The organism is Sinomonas sp. T428B (assembly GCF_056780155.1).
Map to the genome: position 1 here is coordinate 1,745,824 of NZ_JBRAZR010000001.1, position 18,456 is coordinate 1,764,279.

General features: G+C 73.8%; 21 protein-coding genes and 1 riboswitch. Of the genes, 20 read left to right on the top strand and 1 reads right to left on the bottom strand.

The annotated features are described in order from the left end of the window. The first annotated feature begins 112 nt into the window (after positions 1 to 112). The 12 genes from def to hisF all read left to right on the top strand — a co-directional run bounded on the left by def (position 113) and on the right by hisF (position 10,087). Positions 113 to 676: a peptide deformylase gene (gene def, locus ACUYMY_RS08045; RefSeq protein WP_481703066.1), complete on the top strand. Its 564-nt coding sequence runs from the start codon at positions 113 to 115 to the stop codon at positions 674 to 676. Then, entirely contained in the window at positions 673 to 1,593 is a 921-nt protein-coding gene (locus ACUYMY_RS08050) for a methionyl-tRNA formyltransferase (protein ID WP_481703067.1), read from the top strand. Before def ends, ACUYMY_RS08050 begins: the two co-directional genes overlap by 4 nt. Then, positions 1,590 to 3,284, top strand: coding sequence for an RsmB/NOP family class I SAM-dependent RNA methyltransferase (locus tag ACUYMY_RS08055; protein ID WP_481703068.1), 1,695 nt, complete (start codon positions 1,590 to 1,592; stop codon positions 3,282 to 3,284). The genes ACUYMY_RS08050 and ACUYMY_RS08055 overlap by 4 nt, the downstream gene beginning before the upstream one ends. Beyond that, positions 3,285 to 3,977, top strand: coding sequence for a ribulose-phosphate 3-epimerase (gene rpe / locus ACUYMY_RS08060; RefSeq protein ID WP_481703069.1), 693 nt, complete (start codon positions 3,285 to 3,287; stop codon positions 3,975 to 3,977). A 149-nt stretch (positions 3,978 to 4,126) separates the two neighbouring features. Continuing rightward, positions 4,127 to 4,268: riboswitch (FMN riboswitch) on the top strand. An 80-nt stretch (positions 4,269 to 4,348) separates the two neighbouring features. Next, the gene (gene ribD / locus ACUYMY_RS08065) at positions 4,349 to 5,479 is read left to right on the top strand and encodes a bifunctional diaminohydroxyphosphoribosylaminopyrimidine deaminase/5-amino-6-(5-phosphoribosylamino)uracil reductase RibD (RefSeq protein ID WP_481703070.1); all 1,131 of its coding nucleotides are present in this window, start codon (positions 4,349 to 4,351) and stop codon (positions 5,477 to 5,479) included. Continuing rightward, a complete protein-coding gene (locus ACUYMY_RS08070) occupies positions 5,479 to 6,117 on the top strand; it encodes a riboflavin synthase (RefSeq protein ID WP_481703071.1) in 639 nt (212 codons plus the stop codon). The genes ribD and ACUYMY_RS08070 overlap by 1 nt, the downstream gene beginning before the upstream one ends. Then, a complete protein-coding gene (gene ribB / locus ACUYMY_RS08075) occupies positions 6,114 to 6,764 on the top strand; it encodes a 3,4-dihydroxy-2-butanone-4-phosphate synthase (RefSeq protein ID WP_481703072.1) in 651 nt (216 codons plus the stop codon). Before ACUYMY_RS08070 ends, ribB begins: the two co-directional genes overlap by 4 nt. Beyond that, positions 6,761 to 7,441, top strand: a complete 681-nt coding sequence (ribA, locus tag ACUYMY_RS08080; RefSeq protein ID WP_481703073.1) for a GTP cyclohydrolase II — start codon at positions 6,761 to 6,763, stop codon at positions 7,439 to 7,441. Before ribB ends, ribA begins: the two co-directional genes overlap by 4 nt. A 65-nt stretch (positions 7,442 to 7,506) precedes the next feature. Next, positions 7,507 to 7,980 (top strand): 6,7-dimethyl-8-ribityllumazine synthase, encoded by a 474-nt coding sequence (ribH, locus tag ACUYMY_RS08085; RefSeq protein ID WP_481703074.1) that lies wholly within the window; start codon positions 7,507 to 7,509, stop codon positions 7,978 to 7,980. 110 nt (positions 7,981 to 8,090) lie between these two features. Continuing rightward, positions 8,091 to 8,354 (top strand): phosphoribosyl-ATP diphosphatase, encoded by a 264-nt coding sequence (locus ACUYMY_RS08090; protein WP_481703075.1) that lies wholly within the window; start codon positions 8,091 to 8,093, stop codon positions 8,352 to 8,354. 84 nt (positions 8,355 to 8,438) lie between these two features. Then, on the top strand, positions 8,439 to 9,299 hold the full coding sequence (hisG, locus tag ACUYMY_RS08095) for an ATP phosphoribosyltransferase (RefSeq protein WP_481703076.1): 861 nt from the start codon (positions 8,439 to 8,441) through the stop codon (positions 9,297 to 9,299). A gap of 14 nt (positions 9,300 to 9,313) precedes the next feature. Then, positions 9,314 to 10,087: an imidazole glycerol phosphate synthase subunit HisF gene (gene hisF / locus ACUYMY_RS08100; protein WP_481703077.1), complete on the top strand. Its 774-nt coding sequence runs from the start codon at positions 9,314 to 9,316 to the stop codon at positions 10,085 to 10,087. Positions 10,088 to 10,130: 43 nt separating this feature from the next. Here hisF and ACUYMY_RS08105 read toward each other — a convergent pair whose 3' ends face one another. Continuing rightward, positions 10,131 to 10,775 (bottom strand): TIGR03085 family metal-binding protein, encoded by a 645-nt coding sequence (locus tag ACUYMY_RS08105; protein ID WP_481703078.1) that lies wholly within the window; start codon positions 10,773 to 10,775, stop codon positions 10,131 to 10,133. Positions 10,776 to 10,907: 132 nt separating this feature from the next. On the opposite strand from ACUYMY_RS08105, the gene hisI reads away from it, so the two are divergent. The 8 genes from hisI to lgt all read left to right on the top strand — a co-directional run bounded on the left by hisI (position 10,908) and on the right by lgt (position 18,064). Then, the gene (gene hisI, locus ACUYMY_RS08110) at positions 10,908 to 11,330 is read left to right on the top strand and encodes a phosphoribosyl-AMP cyclohydrolase (RefSeq protein WP_481703079.1); all 423 of its coding nucleotides are present in this window, start codon (positions 10,908 to 10,910) and stop codon (positions 11,328 to 11,330) included. 78 nt (positions 11,331 to 11,408) lie between these two features. After that, a complete protein-coding gene (locus tag ACUYMY_RS08115) occupies positions 11,409 to 12,980 on the top strand; it encodes an anthranilate synthase component I (protein WP_481703080.1) in 1,572 nt (523 codons plus the stop codon). Beyond that, the gene (locus ACUYMY_RS08120) at positions 12,973 to 13,587 is read left to right on the top strand and encodes a Trp biosynthesis-associated membrane protein (RefSeq protein ID WP_481703081.1); all 615 of its coding nucleotides are present in this window, start codon (positions 12,973 to 12,975) and stop codon (positions 13,585 to 13,587) included. Before ACUYMY_RS08115 ends, ACUYMY_RS08120 begins: the two co-directional genes overlap by 8 nt. An 87-nt stretch (positions 13,588 to 13,674) precedes the next feature. Further along, positions 13,675 to 13,935, top strand: a complete 261-nt coding sequence (locus tag ACUYMY_RS08125) for an HGxxPAAW family protein (RefSeq protein WP_481703082.1) — start codon at positions 13,675 to 13,677, stop codon at positions 13,933 to 13,935. Continuing rightward, positions 13,935 to 14,762, top strand: coding sequence for an indole-3-glycerol phosphate synthase TrpC (gene trpC / locus ACUYMY_RS08130; protein ID WP_481703083.1), 828 nt, complete (start codon positions 13,935 to 13,937; stop codon positions 14,760 to 14,762). The genes ACUYMY_RS08125 and trpC overlap by 1 nt, the downstream gene beginning before the upstream one ends. A 157-nt stretch (positions 14,763 to 14,919) precedes the next feature. Continuing rightward, positions 14,920 to 16,221 (top strand): tryptophan synthase subunit beta, encoded by a 1,302-nt coding sequence (trpB, locus tag ACUYMY_RS08135; RefSeq protein ID WP_481705005.1) that lies wholly within the window; start codon positions 14,920 to 14,922, stop codon positions 16,219 to 16,221. Next, positions 16,218 to 17,027 carry a tryptophan synthase subunit alpha gene (gene trpA, locus ACUYMY_RS08140; protein WP_481703084.1) on the top strand — a complete coding sequence of 270 codons (810 nt, stop codon included), beginning with the start codon at positions 16,218 to 16,220 and terminating at the stop codon, positions 17,025 to 17,027. The genes trpB and trpA overlap by 4 nt, the downstream gene beginning before the upstream one ends. Before the next feature lie 5 nt (positions 17,028 to 17,032). After that, positions 17,033 to 18,064, top strand: coding sequence for a prolipoprotein diacylglyceryl transferase (gene lgt / locus ACUYMY_RS08145; RefSeq protein ID WP_481703085.1), 1,032 nt, complete (start codon positions 17,033 to 17,035; stop codon positions 18,062 to 18,064). Positions 18,065 to 18,456: the final 392 nt, after the last annotated feature.

Genomic DNA, 18,456 nt, shown 5'->3' on the forward strand with positions numbered 1-18,456 from the left:
CGCGGCCTAGAATTGTCCACAGCCCTTCGGCTCTCGCGCCCCTGCCAGGGCCGTCCGCCCGCGCGCATCCTGCGCCGGCACCCGCCCCCGACCACGAAAGGTTCACGCGCCCATGGCCGTCTTGCCCATCAGGATCATCGGCGACCCCGTGCTCCGGACCGTCGCCGAGCCCGTGACGGACTTCGGCCCAGAGCTGCGTCGTCTCGTGGCCGACATGATGGAGACGATGGAGGACGTGGACGGGGCCGGTCTCGCCGCACCCCAGATCGGGGTGGGGCTGCGCGTCTTCACGTACCAGGTCGACGGGCGGCGCGGCCACGTGGTCAACCCCGAGCTCGAGCTCTCCGAGGACTTCCAGGACGACGCCGTCGAGGGCTGCCTCAGCATTCCCGGCGTCGCCTTCCCGGTCCGGCGCCGCCGCACCGCCACCGTGCGGGGCGTCGACGCCGACGGCCAGCCGGTCGCGTTCGACGCCGAGGGCCTCCTCGCGCGGTGCGTCCAGCATGAGACGGACCATCTCGACGGGATCCTCTTCCCGGACCGGCTCGAGGGCGAGGACCGCAAGGCCGCGTTGCGCGCCATCAGGGCCAGGGACTACCGCAGCGTCGCCGGCTCGACTGCCGCGCAGCGCGCCCAGCACGTCGGCTCGAGCTTCGGCACGGGCCGCCTCGGATGAGGGTCCTCTTCGCAGGGACCCCGGCCGTGGCCGTCCCCTCGCTCGAGCGGATCCTGGCCGCCGGCCACGAGGTCGTGGGCGTGCTGACCCGGCCCGATGCGCCGGTGGGACGCAAGCGTGTCCTCACGCCGTCGCCCGTCGCGGCCCGGGCCGCCGAGCTCGGGCTGGCGACCGTCAAAGCCGGCCGCATCGGCCCCGACGTGACCGAGCAGCTGGCCGCGTGGGAGCCGGACGTCGCCGCCATCGTCGCGTACGGCGGGCTCGTCCCCCCGGCCGCGCTCGGCGTGCCGCGGCACGGCTGGGTCAACCTGCACTTCTCGCTCCTGCCCGCGTGGCGCGGCGCCGCGCCGCTCCAGCACTCCGTCATCCATGGCGACGACGTCGTGGGCGCCTCGACGTTCCGGCTCGAGGAGGGCCTCGACACCGGCCCCGTGTACGGGACCCTCGCCGTGACCCCGGGGCCCGAGGCGACGAGCGGGGAGCTCCTCGACGAGCTGGCCGTGAGCGGCGCGGAGCTTCTGGTCCAGACGCTCGGCGGCATCGAGGCGGGCCGGCTCGAGCCGCTCGCGCAGTCCGGGCCCGCCACCCTGGCCCCCAAGCTGACGCTCGAGGACGGCAGGCTCGACTGGTCCCAGCCCGCCGTTGCCCTGCACCGCCGCGCCCGCGGCGTCACCCCCGAGCCGGGAGCGTGGACGCTCCTCGACGGGCAGCGGCTCAAGCTCGCCCCGCCGCGGCTGCGGCCGGACATCGAGGGGCTCGCGCCCGGCCGCCTCGCGTGGGACGGCAGGAGCCTCCTCGTCGGCACGGGGACGCACGCGCTCGAGCTCGTGCGGCTCCAACCGGCCGGGAAGAAGATGATGGCCGCCGCCGACTGGGCGCGCGGCGCGGGAGACGTCGAGGGGAAGGTGCTCGGATGAGCGAGCGCGGGAACGCCGGGCGCGATGGAGGGCGGGGCCAGGGCGGCCGCGGAGGCCAGGGCGGCCAGGGCGGCCGCGGAGGCCAGCGGGGCCAGGGCGGCCGCGGAGGCCAGGGCGGCCAGGGCGGCCGCGGAGGCCAGCAGGGCCAGTGGGGTCAGGGCAGCCGGGACAGCCAGGGCGGCCAGGCCGGCTCCGGCTCGAGCCGCCGCGATGCCAAGGGCCGCGAGCGCAACAGGGGAGAGGGGCCGCGACAGCGGAGCCGCACGGCTCCCTCCGAGCGGTCGCGCCGGGCCGACCCCGCGCGCCTCGTCGCGTTCGAGGTGCTCCGCGCGGTCTCGGCCGAGGACGCCTACGCCAACCTCGTGCTCCCCGCGCGGATCCGCCACCACCGGCTCGACCGCCGGGACGCCGGCTTTGCCACCGAGCTCGCCTACGGGGCGCTCCGCAGCACCGGGACCCTGGACGCCGTCCTGTCCCGCTGCGTCGACCGGCCGCTCGAGCAGCTCGACCAGGCCGTCCTCGACGTCCTCCGCCTCGGCGCCTACCAGCTCCTCCTCATGCGCGTGCCCGCCCACGCGGCCCTCGACGAGACCGTGGGCCTCACGCGCGCCGTCGTCGGTGCGGGCCCCTCGTCGCTCGTGAACGCCGTCCTGCGCCGGGTGAGCGAGCGCGGCCTCGACGAGTGGCTCGACGATCTCGCTGCGGGGGCGGCCGACGAGACCGAGCGCGACGCCATCCGCCACGCGCACCCCGCCTGGATCGTCCGGGCGCTCCGGCAGTCCCTCGTCGCGCACGGCCGCGCCGCGGGGGAGATCGGGGAACTGCTCGAGGCCGACAACGCCGCCCCCGTCGTCAACCTCGTCGCGCTGCCGGGGCTCGGCTCGCTCGAGGACGCCCTCGAGGCCGGCGCCGAGCCGGGGGAGCTCGTCGAGGGCTCGGCGCTCTCCGGCGGCGGCGACCTCGGCCGGTGGTCCGCTGTGCGCGAGGGGACCGTCCGGGTCCAGGACGTCGGCTCCCAGCTCGTCGCCCGGGCCGTGGCGGGTGTGCCCGTCGAGCCGCACGACGGCGCGGGCTCGCCCGAGCGGTGGCTCGACCTGTGCGCCGGACCGGGCGGCAAGGCCGCCCTCCTCGGGGCGCTGGCCGCTCAGCGCGGCGCAACCCTGCTCGCGAACGAGGCCGCGCCCCACCGGGCCGAGCTCGTGCGCCAGGCACTGCGGCCCGTCCCGTCCGACGTGTGGGACGTGCGCACGGGCGACGGCCGGGAGGCCGCACGCGAGTTCGCGGGCGGCTTCGACCGCGTCATCGCCGACGTCCCCTGCACCGGCCTCGGCGCCCTGCGCCGCCGCCCCGAGTCCCGGTGGCGCCGCACGCCGTCGGACCTCGCCGAGCTCGGCCCGCTCCAGCGCTCCCTCCTCGACGCCGCGATCGACGCGACGGCGCCCGGCGGCGTCGTGGGCTACGTGACGTGCTCGCCGCATCCCGCCGAGACGACGACCGTGGTCGAGGATGCGCTCCGCCGCCGCAGCGACATCGAGCCGCTCGACGCCGGCGCGGCGCTCGACGCCGTCGCGCTGCGGCCGCTTGGAGCGGGCCACGGCGACACCGCGCAGCTGTGGCCCCATGTGCACGGGACGGACGCCATGTTCCTAGCACTGTTCCGCAAGCTGCCCACGCCCCAGAAGGAGGACTGAGTGAGCCCCTGCATCCACCCGAGCATCCTGTCCGCGGACTTCGTCAACCTCGAGGCCGAGCTCGCCCGGATCTCGGCCGCCGACGCCGTGCACGTCGACGTCATGGACAACCACTTCGTGCCCAACCTGACGCTCGGGCTCCCCGTCGTCGAGCGGATCCAGGCCGTGAGCCCCGTCCCGCTCGACGCGCACCTCATGATCGCCGACGCCGACCGCTGGGCGCCGCTGTACGCGGACCTCGGCCTCGCCTCCGTGACCTTCCACGCGGAGGCCGCCATGGCGCCGATCAAGCTCGCGCGCGAGCTGCGCGCCCGCGGCTGCAAGGCGGGCATGGCGCTGCGGCCGGCCACGCCCGTCGAGCCCTACGTCGACATGCTCACCGAGCTCGACATGCTGCTGATCATGACGGTCGAGCCCGGCTTCGGGGGGCAGGCGTTCCTCGACGTGACCCTGCCCAAGATCCGCCGGGCCCGCGCCGCCGTCGAGGGCAGCGGGGCCGCGGTCGCGATCCAGGTCGACGGCGGGATCTCGGACGCGACGATCGCCCGCGCCGCGGAGGCCGGCGCGGACGTCTTCGTGGCGGGCTCGGCCGTCTACGGCGCCGCAGACCCGGGCGAGGCCATCGCGCGCCTGCGCGCGAGCGCCCAGGAAGCGGGCGGCCAGTCTGCCGCCGCGCGGTCCGCGGCCGGCTGAGCCGGCGCCCCTCGATGTCCCGTCCGCCGTCCACATGGCGGCACGTGACGGGAATTGGCATGAGCACCCTTCGTGTTATGCCACAATGTCAGTGGCCTCTTGGTTGACCCGGCAACAATCGGGGTACCCGAGAGACCAGCACCAAGTGAAACGTGCTCCGGGGTCGGTGAAAGTCCGAACCGGCGGTGATAGTCCGCGACCCTGAGACCGCGCTCGTGAAGAGCGCGGCCGACGGTTGAACCGGTGGAATTCCGGTACCGACAGTCAAAGTCTGGATGGGAGAAGCACGTGCAGCCTGTGGTGCGCCCCGTGGGGGCGCGCCCCATCTGTCGCAACCCCGGAGCCGCTGCAGAGCGGAAAGGAAGAGTGCGATGGATTCGCTGCAGTGGCTCTCACCCGTGCGCGCACAGCCGCCCGCATGGACAGCATCTGACTCGGCCCACATGGCCGAGGCCCTCACCCTCGCGGCCCGTGGCCCGCGGGGCGCGAACCCCCTCGTCGGAGCCGTGGCCGTCGCCCCCGACGGGCGCGTCCTCGCGACGGGCTACCACCGCGGCGCCGGGAGCCCCCACGCGGAGGCCGACGCCCTCGCGGCGGCGTTCCGGGACGGCATCGACCTCGAGGGCGCGACGATGTACGTGACCCTCGAGCCGTGCAATCACGTGGGGCGCACGCCGTCGTGCGCGCACGCGATCGTCACGACCGGGATCGCCCGCGTGGTCTACGCGATCGACGACCCGCACGACGCCGCCTCGGGCGGCGCGGCGACGCTCCGGGCGGCGGGGGTCGCCGTCGAGAGCGGGCTACTGGCCGAGGAGGCGACCGAGCTCAACCGCCGGTGGCTCGCGGCCGTCGAGGCCCGCCGCCCCTTCGTGACCGTCCACATCGCCCAGACGCTCGACAGCCGCATCGCGGCCGAGGATGGCACGAGCCAGTGGATCACGTGCCCTGAGTCGCTCGAGGACAACCACGCCCTGCGCTCGCGCGTCGACGCGATCCTCGTCGGGAGCCAGACCGTGGCCGTCGACGACCCGCGGCTCACCGCCCGCGCGCCGGACGGGTCCCTCGGGCCGCACCAGCCCCTGCGCGTCGTCATGGGCCTGCGCGACGTCCCCGAGGACGCCGCCGTGCGCGGGGACGACGGGCTGTTCCATCACGAGCGCACCCAGGACCCTGCCGAGGTCCTCACGGCCCTCTTCGCGCGCGGCGTCCGGCACCTCATGGTCGAGGGCGGCTCGCGCGTCATCGGCGCGTTCCTCGCGGCCGGGCTCGTCGACGAGCTCATCGTCTACCAGGCCCCCATCCTGCTGGGCTCCGGCCGCTCCGCCGTCGCCGACCTCGGCATCCGCACCCTCGCCGACGCCCAGCACTGGGACTGGGACGAGGCCAACGGCGGCGCCGTGCGCCGCCTCGGCGCCGACCTGCGCCTGACGTTCAAGCCCGCGGCGAGCGACCGCCGCACTGCCAGCATTGCCCGCACCCCCTCTCAGGAGTCCCACTGATGTTCACCGGAATCATCGCCGAGCGCGGCACGGTCGAGGCTGTCCGCAGCACCGGCCAGAGCGCCGTCATCACGCTCAGCGTGCCCACGCTCGCACGGGACCTGCCCCTCGGCGGGTCCATCGCCGTCGACGGCTGCTGCCTCACGGCGGTCGAGAACGACGGCCAGCGCGTCACTGTGGACGTCATGGGCGAGTCCCTCGACCGCACGACCCTCGGTGGCCTCGCCGTGGGGGACACGGTCAACCTCGAGCGCTGCGTCCCCGCCGGCGGGCGCCTCGACGGCCACGTCGTCCAGGGCCACGTCGACGGCGTCGGCACCCTCGTCGAGCGCGAGCCGCTCGAGAACTGGCACCGCCTCAGGTTCTCGGTCCCCGGCGCGCTCGCGCCCTACATCGCCGAGAAGGGCTCGATCGCGGTCGACGGCGTCTCGCTCACCGTGACCGCGGTGAGCCCGGCCGGGGAGGCCGGGCCGTGGTTCGAGGTCGGGCTCATCCCCGCGACGCTCGCCGAGACGGGCCTCGGCGCCAAGCCCCTCGGCGGCGCCGTTAACCTCGAGGTCGACGTGCTCGCGAAGTACACCGCGCGCCTCCTGTCCTTCACCCGCGAGTCCTTCTCCCGCCAGGAGGTCCAGCTGTGAGCGCCCCCGCCCAGGCCATCCGCCTCGAGCCCGTCAGCGCGGCCATCGACGCCCTCCGGTCCGGCCGCCCCGTCCTCGTCGTCGACGACGAGGACCGCGAGAACGAGGGCGACATCATCTTCGCCGCGCAGCACTCGACCCCCGCGCTCATGGGCTGGACCATCCGGCACAGCTCGGGTGTCGTGTGCGCGCCCATGGACGGCGCAACGGCCGACAGGCTCGCGCTGCCGCCCATGGTCGAGGACAACCAGGATGCCAAGGGCACGGCCTACACCGTCTCGTGCGACCTCGTCGGCACCGGGACGGGGATCAGCGCGACCGCCCGGTCCCAGACCGTCGCCGCCCTGGCGTCCCCGGGCTCGACCGCTGCCGACTTCAACCGTCCGGGGCATATTTTCCCGCTGCGTGCAGTTGACGGTGGTGTGCTGGCCCGCCCGGGCCACACCGAGGCGGCGGTCGAGCTGTGCCGCCTCGCCGGTCTCGCGCCCGTGGGCGTGATCGCCGAGGTGGTCCACGACGACGGCGAGATGATGAGGCTCCCGGCCCTGCGGGAGTTCGCCGACGAGCACGGCTGCCCGCTCATCTCGATCGAGGACCTGTCGGCCTACGTCGCCGCCCGCAGCGGCGCTCAAGGAGGAGTTCGATGACCCAGCGGCACGCCGCCCACGGCCACCACAGGCCCCACCCCGTCAGCGGCGGGCCCATCGTGAAGCTCCCGACGGCCTTCGGCGAATTCATCGCCCAGGCCTGGACCGACGAGGAGACCGGCGTCGAGCACTTCGCCGTCAGCTCGCCGGAGGCGCCGGCCGACGGCGTCGCGCCGCTCGTGCGGCTCCACTCTGAGTGCCTCACGGGGGACATCTTCGGCTCCTACCGGTGCGACTGCGGCGAGCAGCTGGCCTACGCACTCGGCCTGATCCGCGAGCAGGGCGGGACCCTCCTGTACCTGCGCGGTCAGGAGGGCCGCGGGATCGGCCTCGCGAACAAGATCAAGGCCTACTCCCTCCAGGAGGCCGGCTTCGACACGGTCGAGGCCAACGAGCAGCTCGGGCTGCCCGTCGACGCCCGCTCCTACCGGGCCGCCGCGCAGATCCTCGTCGAGATGGGCCTGACCCGGATCCGGCTCCTGAGCAACAACCCCGACAAGCAGCACCGCCTCGCCGACTCCGGAGTCGAGATCGTCTCCATGGTCCCGACCGAGGTGCCCTCGCGCGTCGAGAACATCCGCTACCTCCAGACCAAGAAGGAGCGGATGGACCACCGCCTCACCCTCGGCATCCAGGCCGCCGCGACGCACGGTCGCGCCGCGGCCGAGGGCGAGTGACCCAGACCCCCCCACCCCTGGACCCACCAGAGACCTTCACGACAGACAAAGGAAGAGACCATCACGTGAGCGGACACGGCGCACCCACCCTGAGCCTCGACAACCCTGACCTCGCCACGCTCCGGCTCGCGATCGTCGCGGCCAGCTGGCACACCCAGATCATGGACGGGCTCCTCGACGGGGCCCTGCGCGCCGCGAAGGAGGCCGGCATCCCCGAGCCGACCGTCGTGCGGGTGCCGGGCGCCTTCGAGCTCCCCGTCGCCGCCGGGAAGCTCGCGGCGAGGCACGACGCCGTCGTCGCGCTCGGCGTCGTCATCCGCGGCGGCACGCCGCACTTCGAGTATGTGTGCGAGGCCGCGACCGTCGGCCTGACGGACGTGAGCGTCCGCACGGGCGTGCCGGTCGGGTTCGGCGTGCTCACGTGCGACACGGAGCAGCAGGGCATCGACCGGGCGGGCCTGCCCGGCTCGGCGGAGGACAAGGGCCACGAGGCGACGACTGCCGCCCTGCTCACGGCGCAGACTCTCCGCGCGCTCTGACGTCCCCAGCAACCGCGACCGCCCGGCGGCCTGTGGGGTGCCTCACAGGCCGCCGGTCACACTCGCCCCCGTGTGCGGGCGGCCCTCCGCGCTCCAGTAGTCTTGAGCGCGTGAAGGATTTCGAGACACTGTTCGCCGAGCTCAGCGAGAAGGCCGAGAAGCGCCCGGCCGGATCGCGCACCGTCGCCGAACTGGAGTCCGGAGTGCACGGTATCGGCAAGAAGGTCGTCGAAGAGGCCGCCGAGGTCTGGATGGCTGCCGAGTACGAGTCGGACGACGCCGCGGCGGAGGAGATCTCGCAGCTGCTCTACCACATCCAGGTCCTCATGCTGGCCAAGGGCCTGACGCTGCAGGACGTCTACCGTCATCTGTAGCCGCGGCGCGCCGGCCTTCCAGCCGGCGCCTGACCGCGGCCCCAGCCGCCCCCGAACCCTCAGCAGCCAGAAAGCCCCTCTCCCATGCTCCGTGTAGCCGTCCCGAACAAGGGATCCCTGTCCGAAGCCGCCTCGTCGATGCTCTCCGAGGCCGGGTACCGCCAGCGCCGCGACAGCCGCGAGCTCGTCATGGTCGACCCCGACAACGACATCGAGTTCTTCTTCCTCCGGCCGCGCGACATCGCCGTCTACGTCGGCCGCGGAACCCTCGACGTCGGCATCACCGGCCGCGACCTCCTGCTCGACGCCGAGGTCGAGGCCGAGGAGCTCCTCGGCCTGGGCTTCGCAGCGTCGACGTTCCGCTTCGCGGGGCCGGTGGGCCACTTCGGCGCGCTCGATGACCTCGCGGGCAAGCGCATCGCGACGAGCTACGACGGCCTCCTGCGCGGCTACCTCGCCGAACGCGGTGTCGACGCGAGCGTCGTGCGCCTCGACGGCGCGGTCGAGTCGTCGGTGCGGCTCGGCGTCGCGGATGCGATCGCCGACGTCGTCGAGACCGGCAACACGCTCAAGGCCGCCGGCATGGAGATCTTCGGCGAGCCGATCCTGCGCTCGGAGGCCGTCCTGATCGGCCGCTCGGGTGAGGGCGGGCCCGCGAACGGCACCGTGCGCGAGATCGACGTCCTGATCCGGCGCCTGCAGGGCGTGCTCGTGGCCCGGCAGTACGTCCTCATGGACTACGACATCCGCAAGGACCTCGTCGAGCAGGCCGCCGCGCTCACGCCCGGCCTCGAGTCGCCGACCGTGTCGCCGCTGCGGGACTCGGAGTGGGTCGCGGTGCGCTCGATGGTCCCCAAGCGCGAGACCAACCGGATCATGGACGAGCTCTACGACCTCGGCGCCCGCGCGATCCTGGTCAGCAGCATCCACGCCTGCCGGATCTGAGGGAGGACCGCCAGATGTCTGTTGCCGTCCGTGTGATCCCGTGCCTCGACGTCGACGCCGGCCGCGTCGTCAAGGGCGTGAACTTCCAGGACCTGCGCGATGCGGGGGACCCGGTCGCGCTCGCGCACCGCTATGACGCCGCGGGCGCCGACGAGCTGACGTTCCTCGACGTCACCGCGTCCTCGTCCGAGCGGGAGACGACGTTCGACGTCGTGCGCCGCACCGCCGAGGAGGTCTTCATCCCGCTCACGGTCGGCGGCGGCGTCCGCGGCGTGGCCGAGGTTGACCGGCTCCTGCGCGAGGGCGCGGACAAGGCCTCGATCAACACCGCAGCGATCGCGCGCCCGGAGGTCATCGACGAGATCACGCGCCACTTCGGCTCCCAGGTCCTCGTCCTCTCCGTGGACGCGCGCCGCGTCCAGGGCGAGACGTCGACCCCGTCCGGCTTCGAGGTCACGACCCACGGCGGCCGCCGGGGCACGGGCATCGACGCCGTCGCGTGGGCCAAGGAGGCCGCGGACCGCGGCGTGGGGGAGATCCTGCTGAACTCGATCGACGCCGACGGGACGAAGGAGGGCTTCGACCTCGAGCTCATCCGGCTCATCCGCGGCGCCGTCACGGTCCCGCTCATCGCCTCGGGCGGGGCGGGCGTGCCGGAGCACTTCCCGCCCGCGATCGAGGCGGGCGCGGACGCGGTCCTCGCGGCGTCGATGTTCCACTTCGGCCCGGACGACATGATCGCCCAGGTCAAGGCCGCGATCCGCGGCGCCGGCTTCCCGGTCCGCTAGGAGACCCGCGGTCGCTCGCCCCTGTGGGCGCCCACCCCGGCGGTCACTCGCCGATGTCGGCGCTCGCGAGGAGGGCGACGGCGTCCGGCTGGCCCTCGTAGGTCACGAGTGCCTGGGCGGTCCGGCCGTAGGCGTGCAGGAGGAGCTCGCCGGGCTCGCCGACGATCGCGACCGACACGGGCGCCCGCTTGGCCACGTGCCGGGGCCCCGAGCTGTTGACGAGCACGATGCCCAGGTCCACGCCCCGGTACAGGAGCGCAGCCCGCCGGATGACCTCCTCCCAGAGGGCGCCGGCGTAGGCGGCGTCGAGGGCGCGGGGCGCCCACCGGTCCACCGCGCGGCGAACGTCCTCGGTGTGGACGAAGTACTCGGCGAGGTTCGCCGTCTCGTCGATGGCGGGGATGCGCAGGGGAGAGAGGGCCGGCGGACCGGCGCGGAACGACCCGACGAGCTCGGCATAGCGCTCCGGCGAGGCGTGCGCCGCGGCGAGCCGCGCCACGGCACGGTCCGAGGCGCCCCGGAGGCGCTTGAGCACGATGCCGAGGCCGACGCGCGGGCTGCGCTCGCGCAGGTACAGGTGGGCCGCCAGGTGCCGCGTGCGCCACCCCTCGCAGAGCGTGGGCGCGTCGGGGCCGGCCGCAAGCAGCGTCTCGGCCAGGACTTCGCGCGACAGGTCTACGAAATGCATCACTAGCGAACCTAGCACGCGGCGGGGTCCCGTGCAGGCGTGACCAGGCGCACGCACGCGGGCGGGCGGCAGCCACGCGGGCAGGCGAGGGCAGTGCGGGAGCGCGGGTCCGCGCCGACTAGACTTGAGGGGATGTCTGAGCAGAACTCCACCCTGTCCCCGGCCCCGGGCCGCAGCCCCGACCGGCCCGCGCCGTCGAGCCCCCTTCCCGTCGAGGTCGCGGCGCGGCTCAAGCGGGACGACGCCGGGCTCGTCGCCGCCGTCGTGCAGCAGCACGACTCGGGCGAGGTCCTCATGGTGGGGTGGATGGACGACGAGGCGCTGCACCGCACCCTCACGAGCGGCCGGGTGACCTTCTGGTCCCGCTCCCGGCGGGAGTACTGGCGCAAGGGCGACACGTCGGGCCACGTCCAGTGGGTCAAGTCCGTGGACCTGGACTGCGACGGCGACGCCCTCCTCGTCAGGGTCGACCAGGTCGGGGCCGCGTGCCACACCGGCACCCGGACCTGCTTCGACGGGCGGCGGCTCGACGCCGTCGTCGGCGAACGCCACTGACCGACCCCCGCCGTCCTCCGGCACGGACACGGAGCGCGGCCTGCTCCCGACCTTGAACCGAAAGCGAAATCGCACCCCATGAACGACCTTGGAGTCATCAGCCCCACGCTCGAGGAGTTCCGGGCCGTCGCGGCCCACCGCCGCGTCGTGCCCGTGCACCTGCGCGTCCTGGCCGACGCCGAGACCCCCGTCGGCCTCTACCGCAAGCTCGCCGACGGCCGGCCCGGGACGTTCCTCTTCGAGTCGGCCGCCGTGGGCGGCTCGTGGTCGCGGTACTCCTTCATCGGCGCCGCGTCGCGGGCGACCCTCACGAGCCGCGACGGCGAGGCCTACTGGATCGGGGAGCCGCCGGCCGGCGTGCCCGTGTCCGGCAACCCGCTCGAGGCGCTGCGCGAGACCGTCGCGGCGCTGCGGACCGAGCGCTTCGAGGGGCTCCCGCCCCTGACCTCGGGAATGGTCGGCTTCGTGGGCTGGGAGGCCGTGCGGCGCTGGGAGCGGCTGGTCTCCCCGCCCGAGGACGACCTCCACCTGCCCGAGCTCGCGATGAACCTCGTCACCGACCTCGCCGTGCACGACAACGTCGACGGCACCGTGACCCTCGTGGCCAACGCGATCAACTTCGACAACAGCGACGAGCGCGTCGACGAGGCCTGGCAGGACGCCGTCGACCGCCTCCACGTCATGCTCGAGGCCCTCCTGCGCCCGGCCGAGCCCGCGCTGAGCGTCCTGAGCCCCGTCGTCGACTACAAGGACAAGGTCATCCACGACTGGGCCGAGGACGGCTACCTCGCCGCGATCGCGCGCGGCAAGGAGGCGATCGTCGACGGCGACGTGTTCCAGGTCGTCATCTCGCGCCGCTTCGAGCTCGACTACGACGCCGAGCCGCTCGACGTGTACCGCGTGCTGCGCACGTCCAACCCGAGCCCGTACATGTACCTCATGACCCTCGCCGACGCCGAGGGGCGCGAGTACTCCATCGTGGGGTCCTCCCCCGAGGCGCTCGTGACGGTCACGGGTGAGCAGGTCGTGACCCACCCGATCGCCGGGTCCCGGCCGCGCGGAGCCACCGTCGAGGCAGACAAGGCCCTCGCCGAGGAGCTCCTCGCGGACGAAAAGGAGCGCGCCGAGCACCTCATGCTCGTGGACCTCGCACGCAACGACCTGTCCAAGGTGTGCCGCCCGGGCTCGGTCGAGGTCAGCGAGTTCATGGAGGTCGAGCGCTTCAGCCATATCATGCACCTCGTCTCGACCGTCGACGGCAAGCTCCGTCCCGACGCGACCGCGTACGACGTCCTCGCCGCGACGTTCCCCGCGGGCACCCTCTCGGGCGCCCCGAAGCCGCGCGCCCTCCGGCTGCTCGACGAGGTCGAGCCGCACCGGCGCGGCGTCTACGGCGGCGTGGTGGGCTACTTCGACTTCGCGGGGGACATGGACATGGCCATCGCGATCCGCACGGCGCTCCTGCGCGAGGGCCGCGCCTACGTTCAGGCCGGGGGAGGCATCGTCGCCGACTCGGATCCCGAGGCCGAGGCCCTCGAGTCCATGAACAAGGCCGCCGCGCCGCTGCGCGCCGTCCACACCGCGTCCGCCCTCCGGCCCGCCGAGACGCTCGCGCGGCCGGCGCCTGCTCCCGGGGGCGCGCGTGGCTGACGCGCGCGCGGTGCCGCGCTGGGCCCGCAAGCCCCTCGTCGTGATGCTGTGCGTCGCCTTCGCCCTTGCGGCGTTCGGCGCGACGACGCAGACGTGGCTCGACGCCGAGGTCAGCGGCGCCGCCGTGCGCGCCACCCACCTCGAGGTGCAGGGCAGCAAGGCCGCGACCGCCGTCTCCGCGCTCGCGCTCGTGGGCCTCGCTGGGACCCTCGCCGCCGCAGTGGCAGGCCGGATCGGCCGCGCGGTGGCGGGCGCCGTCGTCGTCCTCGCCGGCGCGGGCGTCGTCGCGGCGTGCCTCGCGGTGCTCGGCGACCCGCGGGCCGCGGCCGAGGGCACGATCGCTCAGGCGACCGGCCTCGCGGGCTCCGACGCCGCCGTCGCCCTCACCGCCTTCCCGGCCCTCGCGGCCGCCGCCGGCGGCCTCCTCACGGCGGGCGGCGTGCTCCTGCTCGCCGCCTCGCGCCACTGGCCGCTGCGGACCAAGTACGACACGGCGGCCAGCGATGCCGCACAGCGCAGCGGCACCGCGAAGAAGAACCCCGCCGCCCCGGTGGACGAGATCGACGGCTGGGACCGGCTCAGCCGCGGAGACGACCCGACGCAGTGAGCGCGCGCCCGGCCCGGGCCGGAGCGCGACAGCCGCGATCGCAGTTGATGGCAGAATGGCACCAGTACCCCACGTCAGGAGATTGAGATGAGCAACACCCCCGGTTCCGCGAACACGAAGGACGTCCTCCACGGCGAGGACCTCGGCCACGGCAACAGCCCGGCGGCCTGGACGTGCGTCTTCGTCATGATGCTCGGCGCGATCGTCTCGTGCGTCGGCTTCGTCATCGCGTCGAACCCGGTGTTCTGGGGCGGCATCGTCGTCATGGTCCTCGGCCTCATCGTGGGCTGGGCCATGCGCAAGGCCGGCTACGGCGTGGGCGGCAGCAAGCTCAAGAACACCCACTGATGGCCACCGTCCTCGACGAGATCATCGCGGGCGTCCGCGAGGACCTCGCTGAGCGCGTCCGGCGTGTCCCCGCCGCGGAGATCGAGGCCGCCGCGGCGGCCCGGCCCCCGGCGCTCGACGCATGGGCGGCCCTCGGCGGCGGGCAGCCGGCCGGGGAGCTGCGGGTCATCGCTGAGGTCAAGCGCAGGAGCCCGTCGAAGGGCGCCCTCGCCGACATCCCCGACCCTGCCGAGCTCGCGGCGCTCTATGCGGGCGGCGGGGCCTCCGTGATCAGCGTCCTGACCGAGCAGCGCCGCTTCGGCGGGAGCCTGGCGGACCTCGACGCCGTCCGCGCCGCCGTGGACGTCCCGCTCCTGCGCAAGGACTTCACGGTCGAGGAGTACCAGGTGCACGAGGCGCGGGCGCACGGCGCCGACCTCGTCCTGCTCATCGTCGCCGCGCTCGACGACGCGCGCCTGCGCGGGCTCCTCGAGCTCGCCGAGGGCCTCGGCATGGAGGCGCTCGTCGAGACGCACACCGAGGAGGAGATCGACCGGGCGGCGGCCGCCGGGGCGCGAATCGTTGGCGTCAACGTGCGCAACCTGAAGACGCTCGACGTCGACCGGGGCGTCTTCGGCCGGCTCGCCGACCGGCTCCCCGCCTCCGCCGTGGCCGTCGCCGAGTCGGGCGTCCAGGGCCCCGAGGACGTCGCCTACTACGCGGGGCTCGGCGCCGGCGCCGTCCTCGTGGGCGAGGCTCTCGTGACCCACGGCGATCCGCTCGCACGGATCCAGGAATTCAAGCGCGCCGGAGCGGCGGCCATCGCCGAACGCCTCGCCGCACACTAGGCAATTCGAACAGCGCCGGCCTCGGCGCGCCAGGAAGGTAGGACCCGTGGGCGAGAGCACGCCAGCGTCGGCCCCGCAGCACGCTGCTGACGGAACAGGACAGGGCACGGGAAAGGCGGTCGACTCGACGGCCGACGCCTTCCTCGCGGGCGGGAGCCTGCGCCACGCCCCCGGGCCGTACTTCGGCTCCTTCGGCGGCCGCTGGATGCCGGAGTCCCTCATCGCGGCCCTCGACGAGCTCGAGGAGACCTTCGAGAAGGCCAAGGCCGATCCCGAGTTCCTCGCCCAGATCGCCGAGCTCAACCGGACCTACTCGGGCCGCCCCTCGCTCCTGACCGAGGCGAAGCGCTTCTCGGCGCACGCCGGCGGCGTCCGCGTGTTCCTCAAGCGCGAGGACCTGAACCACACGGGCTCGCACAAGATCAACAACGTGCTCGGCCAGGCCCTGCTCGCCAAGCGGATGGGCAAGACCCGCGTCATCGCCGAGACCGGCGCGGGCCAGCACGGCGTCGCGAGCGCGACCGCCGCGGCCCTCCTCGGCCTCGAGTGCGTCGTCTACATGGGCGCCGAGGACGCGCGCCGGCAGGCCCTCAACGTCGCGCGCATGCAGCTGCTCGGCGCGACGGTCGTTCCCGTCACGAACGGCTCCCAGACGCTCAAGGACGCGATCAACGACGCCCTGCGCGACTGGGTCGCCAACGTGCACACGACCCACTACCTCCTCGGCACGGCCGCGGGCGCCCACCCCTTCCCGGCCCTCGTGCGCTTCTTCCACGAGGTCATCGGGGACGAGGCCCGCGAGCAGATCCTGGCCCAGACCGGGCGCCTGCCCGACGCCGTGTGCGCGTGCATCGGCGGCGGGTCCAACGCGATCGGCATCTTCCACGGCTTCCTCGACGACCCGTCGGTGAGGATCTACGGCTTCGAGGCGGGGGGAGAGGGCGTCTCCACCGGCCGGCATGCGGCGACCATCACGCTCGGGCGCCCCGGCGTGCTCCACGGCGCCCGCTCGTACCTCATGCAGGACGAGGACGGCCAGACGATCGAATCCCACTCCATCTCCGCCGGCCTCGACTACCCGGGCGTCGGCCCCGAGCACTCGTACCTGCACGACATCGGCCGCGTGACCTACGAGCCCATCACCGACGCGGAGGCGATGGACGCCTTCCGGCTCCTGTGCCGCACCGAGGGCATCATCCCCGCGATCGAGTCCTCGCACGCCCTGGCCGGGGCCCTCAAGGTCGGCCAGCGGCTCGCCGCCGAGGGCGGCGCCCCGGGCGAGAAGATCGTGATCGTGAACCTCTCCGGGCGCGGCGACAAGGACGTCCAGACGGCCGCCGAGTGGTTCGGCATGCTGGACGAGGACGGCAACGTCAAGGGCACGACGCTCTCGACCCGCACGGTCAAGGGCGCCCAGCCCCACGCCGCCGGTCGGGGCGCAGCGAAGGAGCAGCAGTGAGCAAGTCCGCCGCCAAGATCGACCAGGCCCTGGCCGAGGGGCGCGCCGCCCTCATCGGCTACCTCCCGGCCGGCTACCCGAGCGTCGAGGAGAGCATCGCGGCCGGCATCGAGCTGGCCCGCGGCGGCGCCGACCTCATCGAGATCGGCGTCCCGTACTCCGACCCGGTCATGGACGGCTCGGTCATCCAGGCCGCGACGACCGAGGCCCTGGCCCGCGGCTTCCGCGTGGCGAGCGTCTTCGACGTCGTGCGCGGCATCACCGAGGCGACCGCCGACCTGGGCACGGCCGTGCTCGTCATGACCTACTGGAACCCGGTCATGCGGATGGGCGTGGACGAGTTCGCCCGCCGCCTCGCCGAGGCCGGGGGAGCGGGGCTCATCACCCCGGACCTCATCCCCGACGAGGCCGAGGAGTGGTTCGCGGCCTCCGACAAGTACGGACTCGACCGCGTCTTCCTCGTGGCCCCGTCCTCGACCCCGGAGCGCATGGCGATGACGGCCAAGGCCTGCCGCGGCTTCACCTACGGCGTCTCGCTCATGGGCGTCACCGGCGCCCGCACCGCCGTCGACTCCGCGGCGCGTGACGTCGTCGAGCACGCCCGCGCGGCCGGCGCCGAGCGCGTGTGCGTCGGCCTCGGGGTCTCGACTGCCGAGCACGTGCGCGAGATCGCGGACTACGCCGACGGCGTCATCGTCGGATCCGCCCTCGTGGCGGCGCTGCGCGACGGCGGGCCCTCCGCCGTCGGCCGGCTCGCCTCCGAGCTCAGCGGCGGGCTCGCGCGCACGACGGCGGCCGGGGCCTGAGCGTGATGGGTCCCCTCGCCGCCGTGGTCGCCCGGGCGGCCAGTGTGCCCGCCGCCATCCCGAGCCCGGACTGGTCCGGCTTCGACATCCCGCTCCCGTGGGGATCCCTCAGGATCCACGCCTACGCCCTCTGCATCCTGGCGGGCATCGTCGTGGGCCTCTGGCTCACGGCCCGCCGCTGGGCCAAGCGCGGCGGCCCGGCGGACGCCATCTGGGACATCGCCATCTGGGCCATCCCCGCGGGCATCATCGGCGGGCGGCTCTACCACGTCTTCTCCTCCCCGGACCGCTACTTCGGCCCGGGGTACGACGGCACGGGGGACCTGAGCGCCATCTGGCGCATCTGGGAGGGCGGGCTCGGGATCTGGGGCGCCGTGCTCCTCGGTGCCGTCGGCGCCTGGATCGGCTGCCGCCGCGCCGGCGTGCGGCTCACGGCGTTCATGGACGCCGCCGCGCCCGGGCTCCTGCTCGCGCAGGCGATCGGCCGCTGGGGCAACTACTTCAACCAGGAGCTCTTCGGCGGTCCCACCGACCTGCCCTGGGGGCTCGAGGTCGACCCCCACAACGCGAACTTCCCGGCCGGCTACGAGCCGCAGACGCTGTTCCACCCGACCTTCCTCTACGAGTCGCTGTGGAATCTCGCGGGCGTGGCCATCCTGCTCGCCCTGGATGCGCGGTTCCGGTTCCGCGGCGGCCGCCTCTTCTGGATCTACGCCGCCTACTACACCCTCGGCCGCGTGTGGATCGAGGCCCTGCGCATCGACGAGGCGGAGATGGTCACCATCGCCGGGATGACCGCCCGGCTGAACGTGTGGACCTCGGTCCTCGTCCTCGTCCTCGCCGTCGCCGTCTTCGCCGCGCTCACCGCGGCGCGGCGCCGCGAGACGGACAGCGTCCTGCTCCCCGGCCGCGAGGCATCGCCGAAGGCAGGACCCGAGGCAGAACTCGAGGCCGAGCCCGAGCGACGGGATGCCGATCCCGACGCCGGAGGCTCGCCGGAGAAGCCCGGCGCCCCGGAGAAGCCGGCGGAGCGGTAGCACGGGCCGCGAGGGCGGATTTTTTCGCGGCCCAGACCGGCGTAACAACCGGGTTTCAGATTGTGGACAATGCCGTCTCGAAATGCGGCTCCGTGGTAGTCTGGCGGACAGTCGAGAAGGCTCTGACGCTCCGTGGCCCGCATCTATGGCCGCACTGGACGCCTGCAGAGGCCGACCGGCAGGCGGAGCCCTCCCGAGCCGCCTGCCGACCAGACCGGGCTACCGCCCGGAAGGCTCGCCTCCACAACGACGTGGACCATTCCGACGCCCGGCAGCCGCCCGGGCGCATCGGCACCCGAGTATGTCCGGCTCACGAGCGGAAGGCTGTTACGCCTGACGCGGGCCAGCCATACTGTTTCCAGTAATCAGCGCCTTGCTGTGCCCTCCCATGG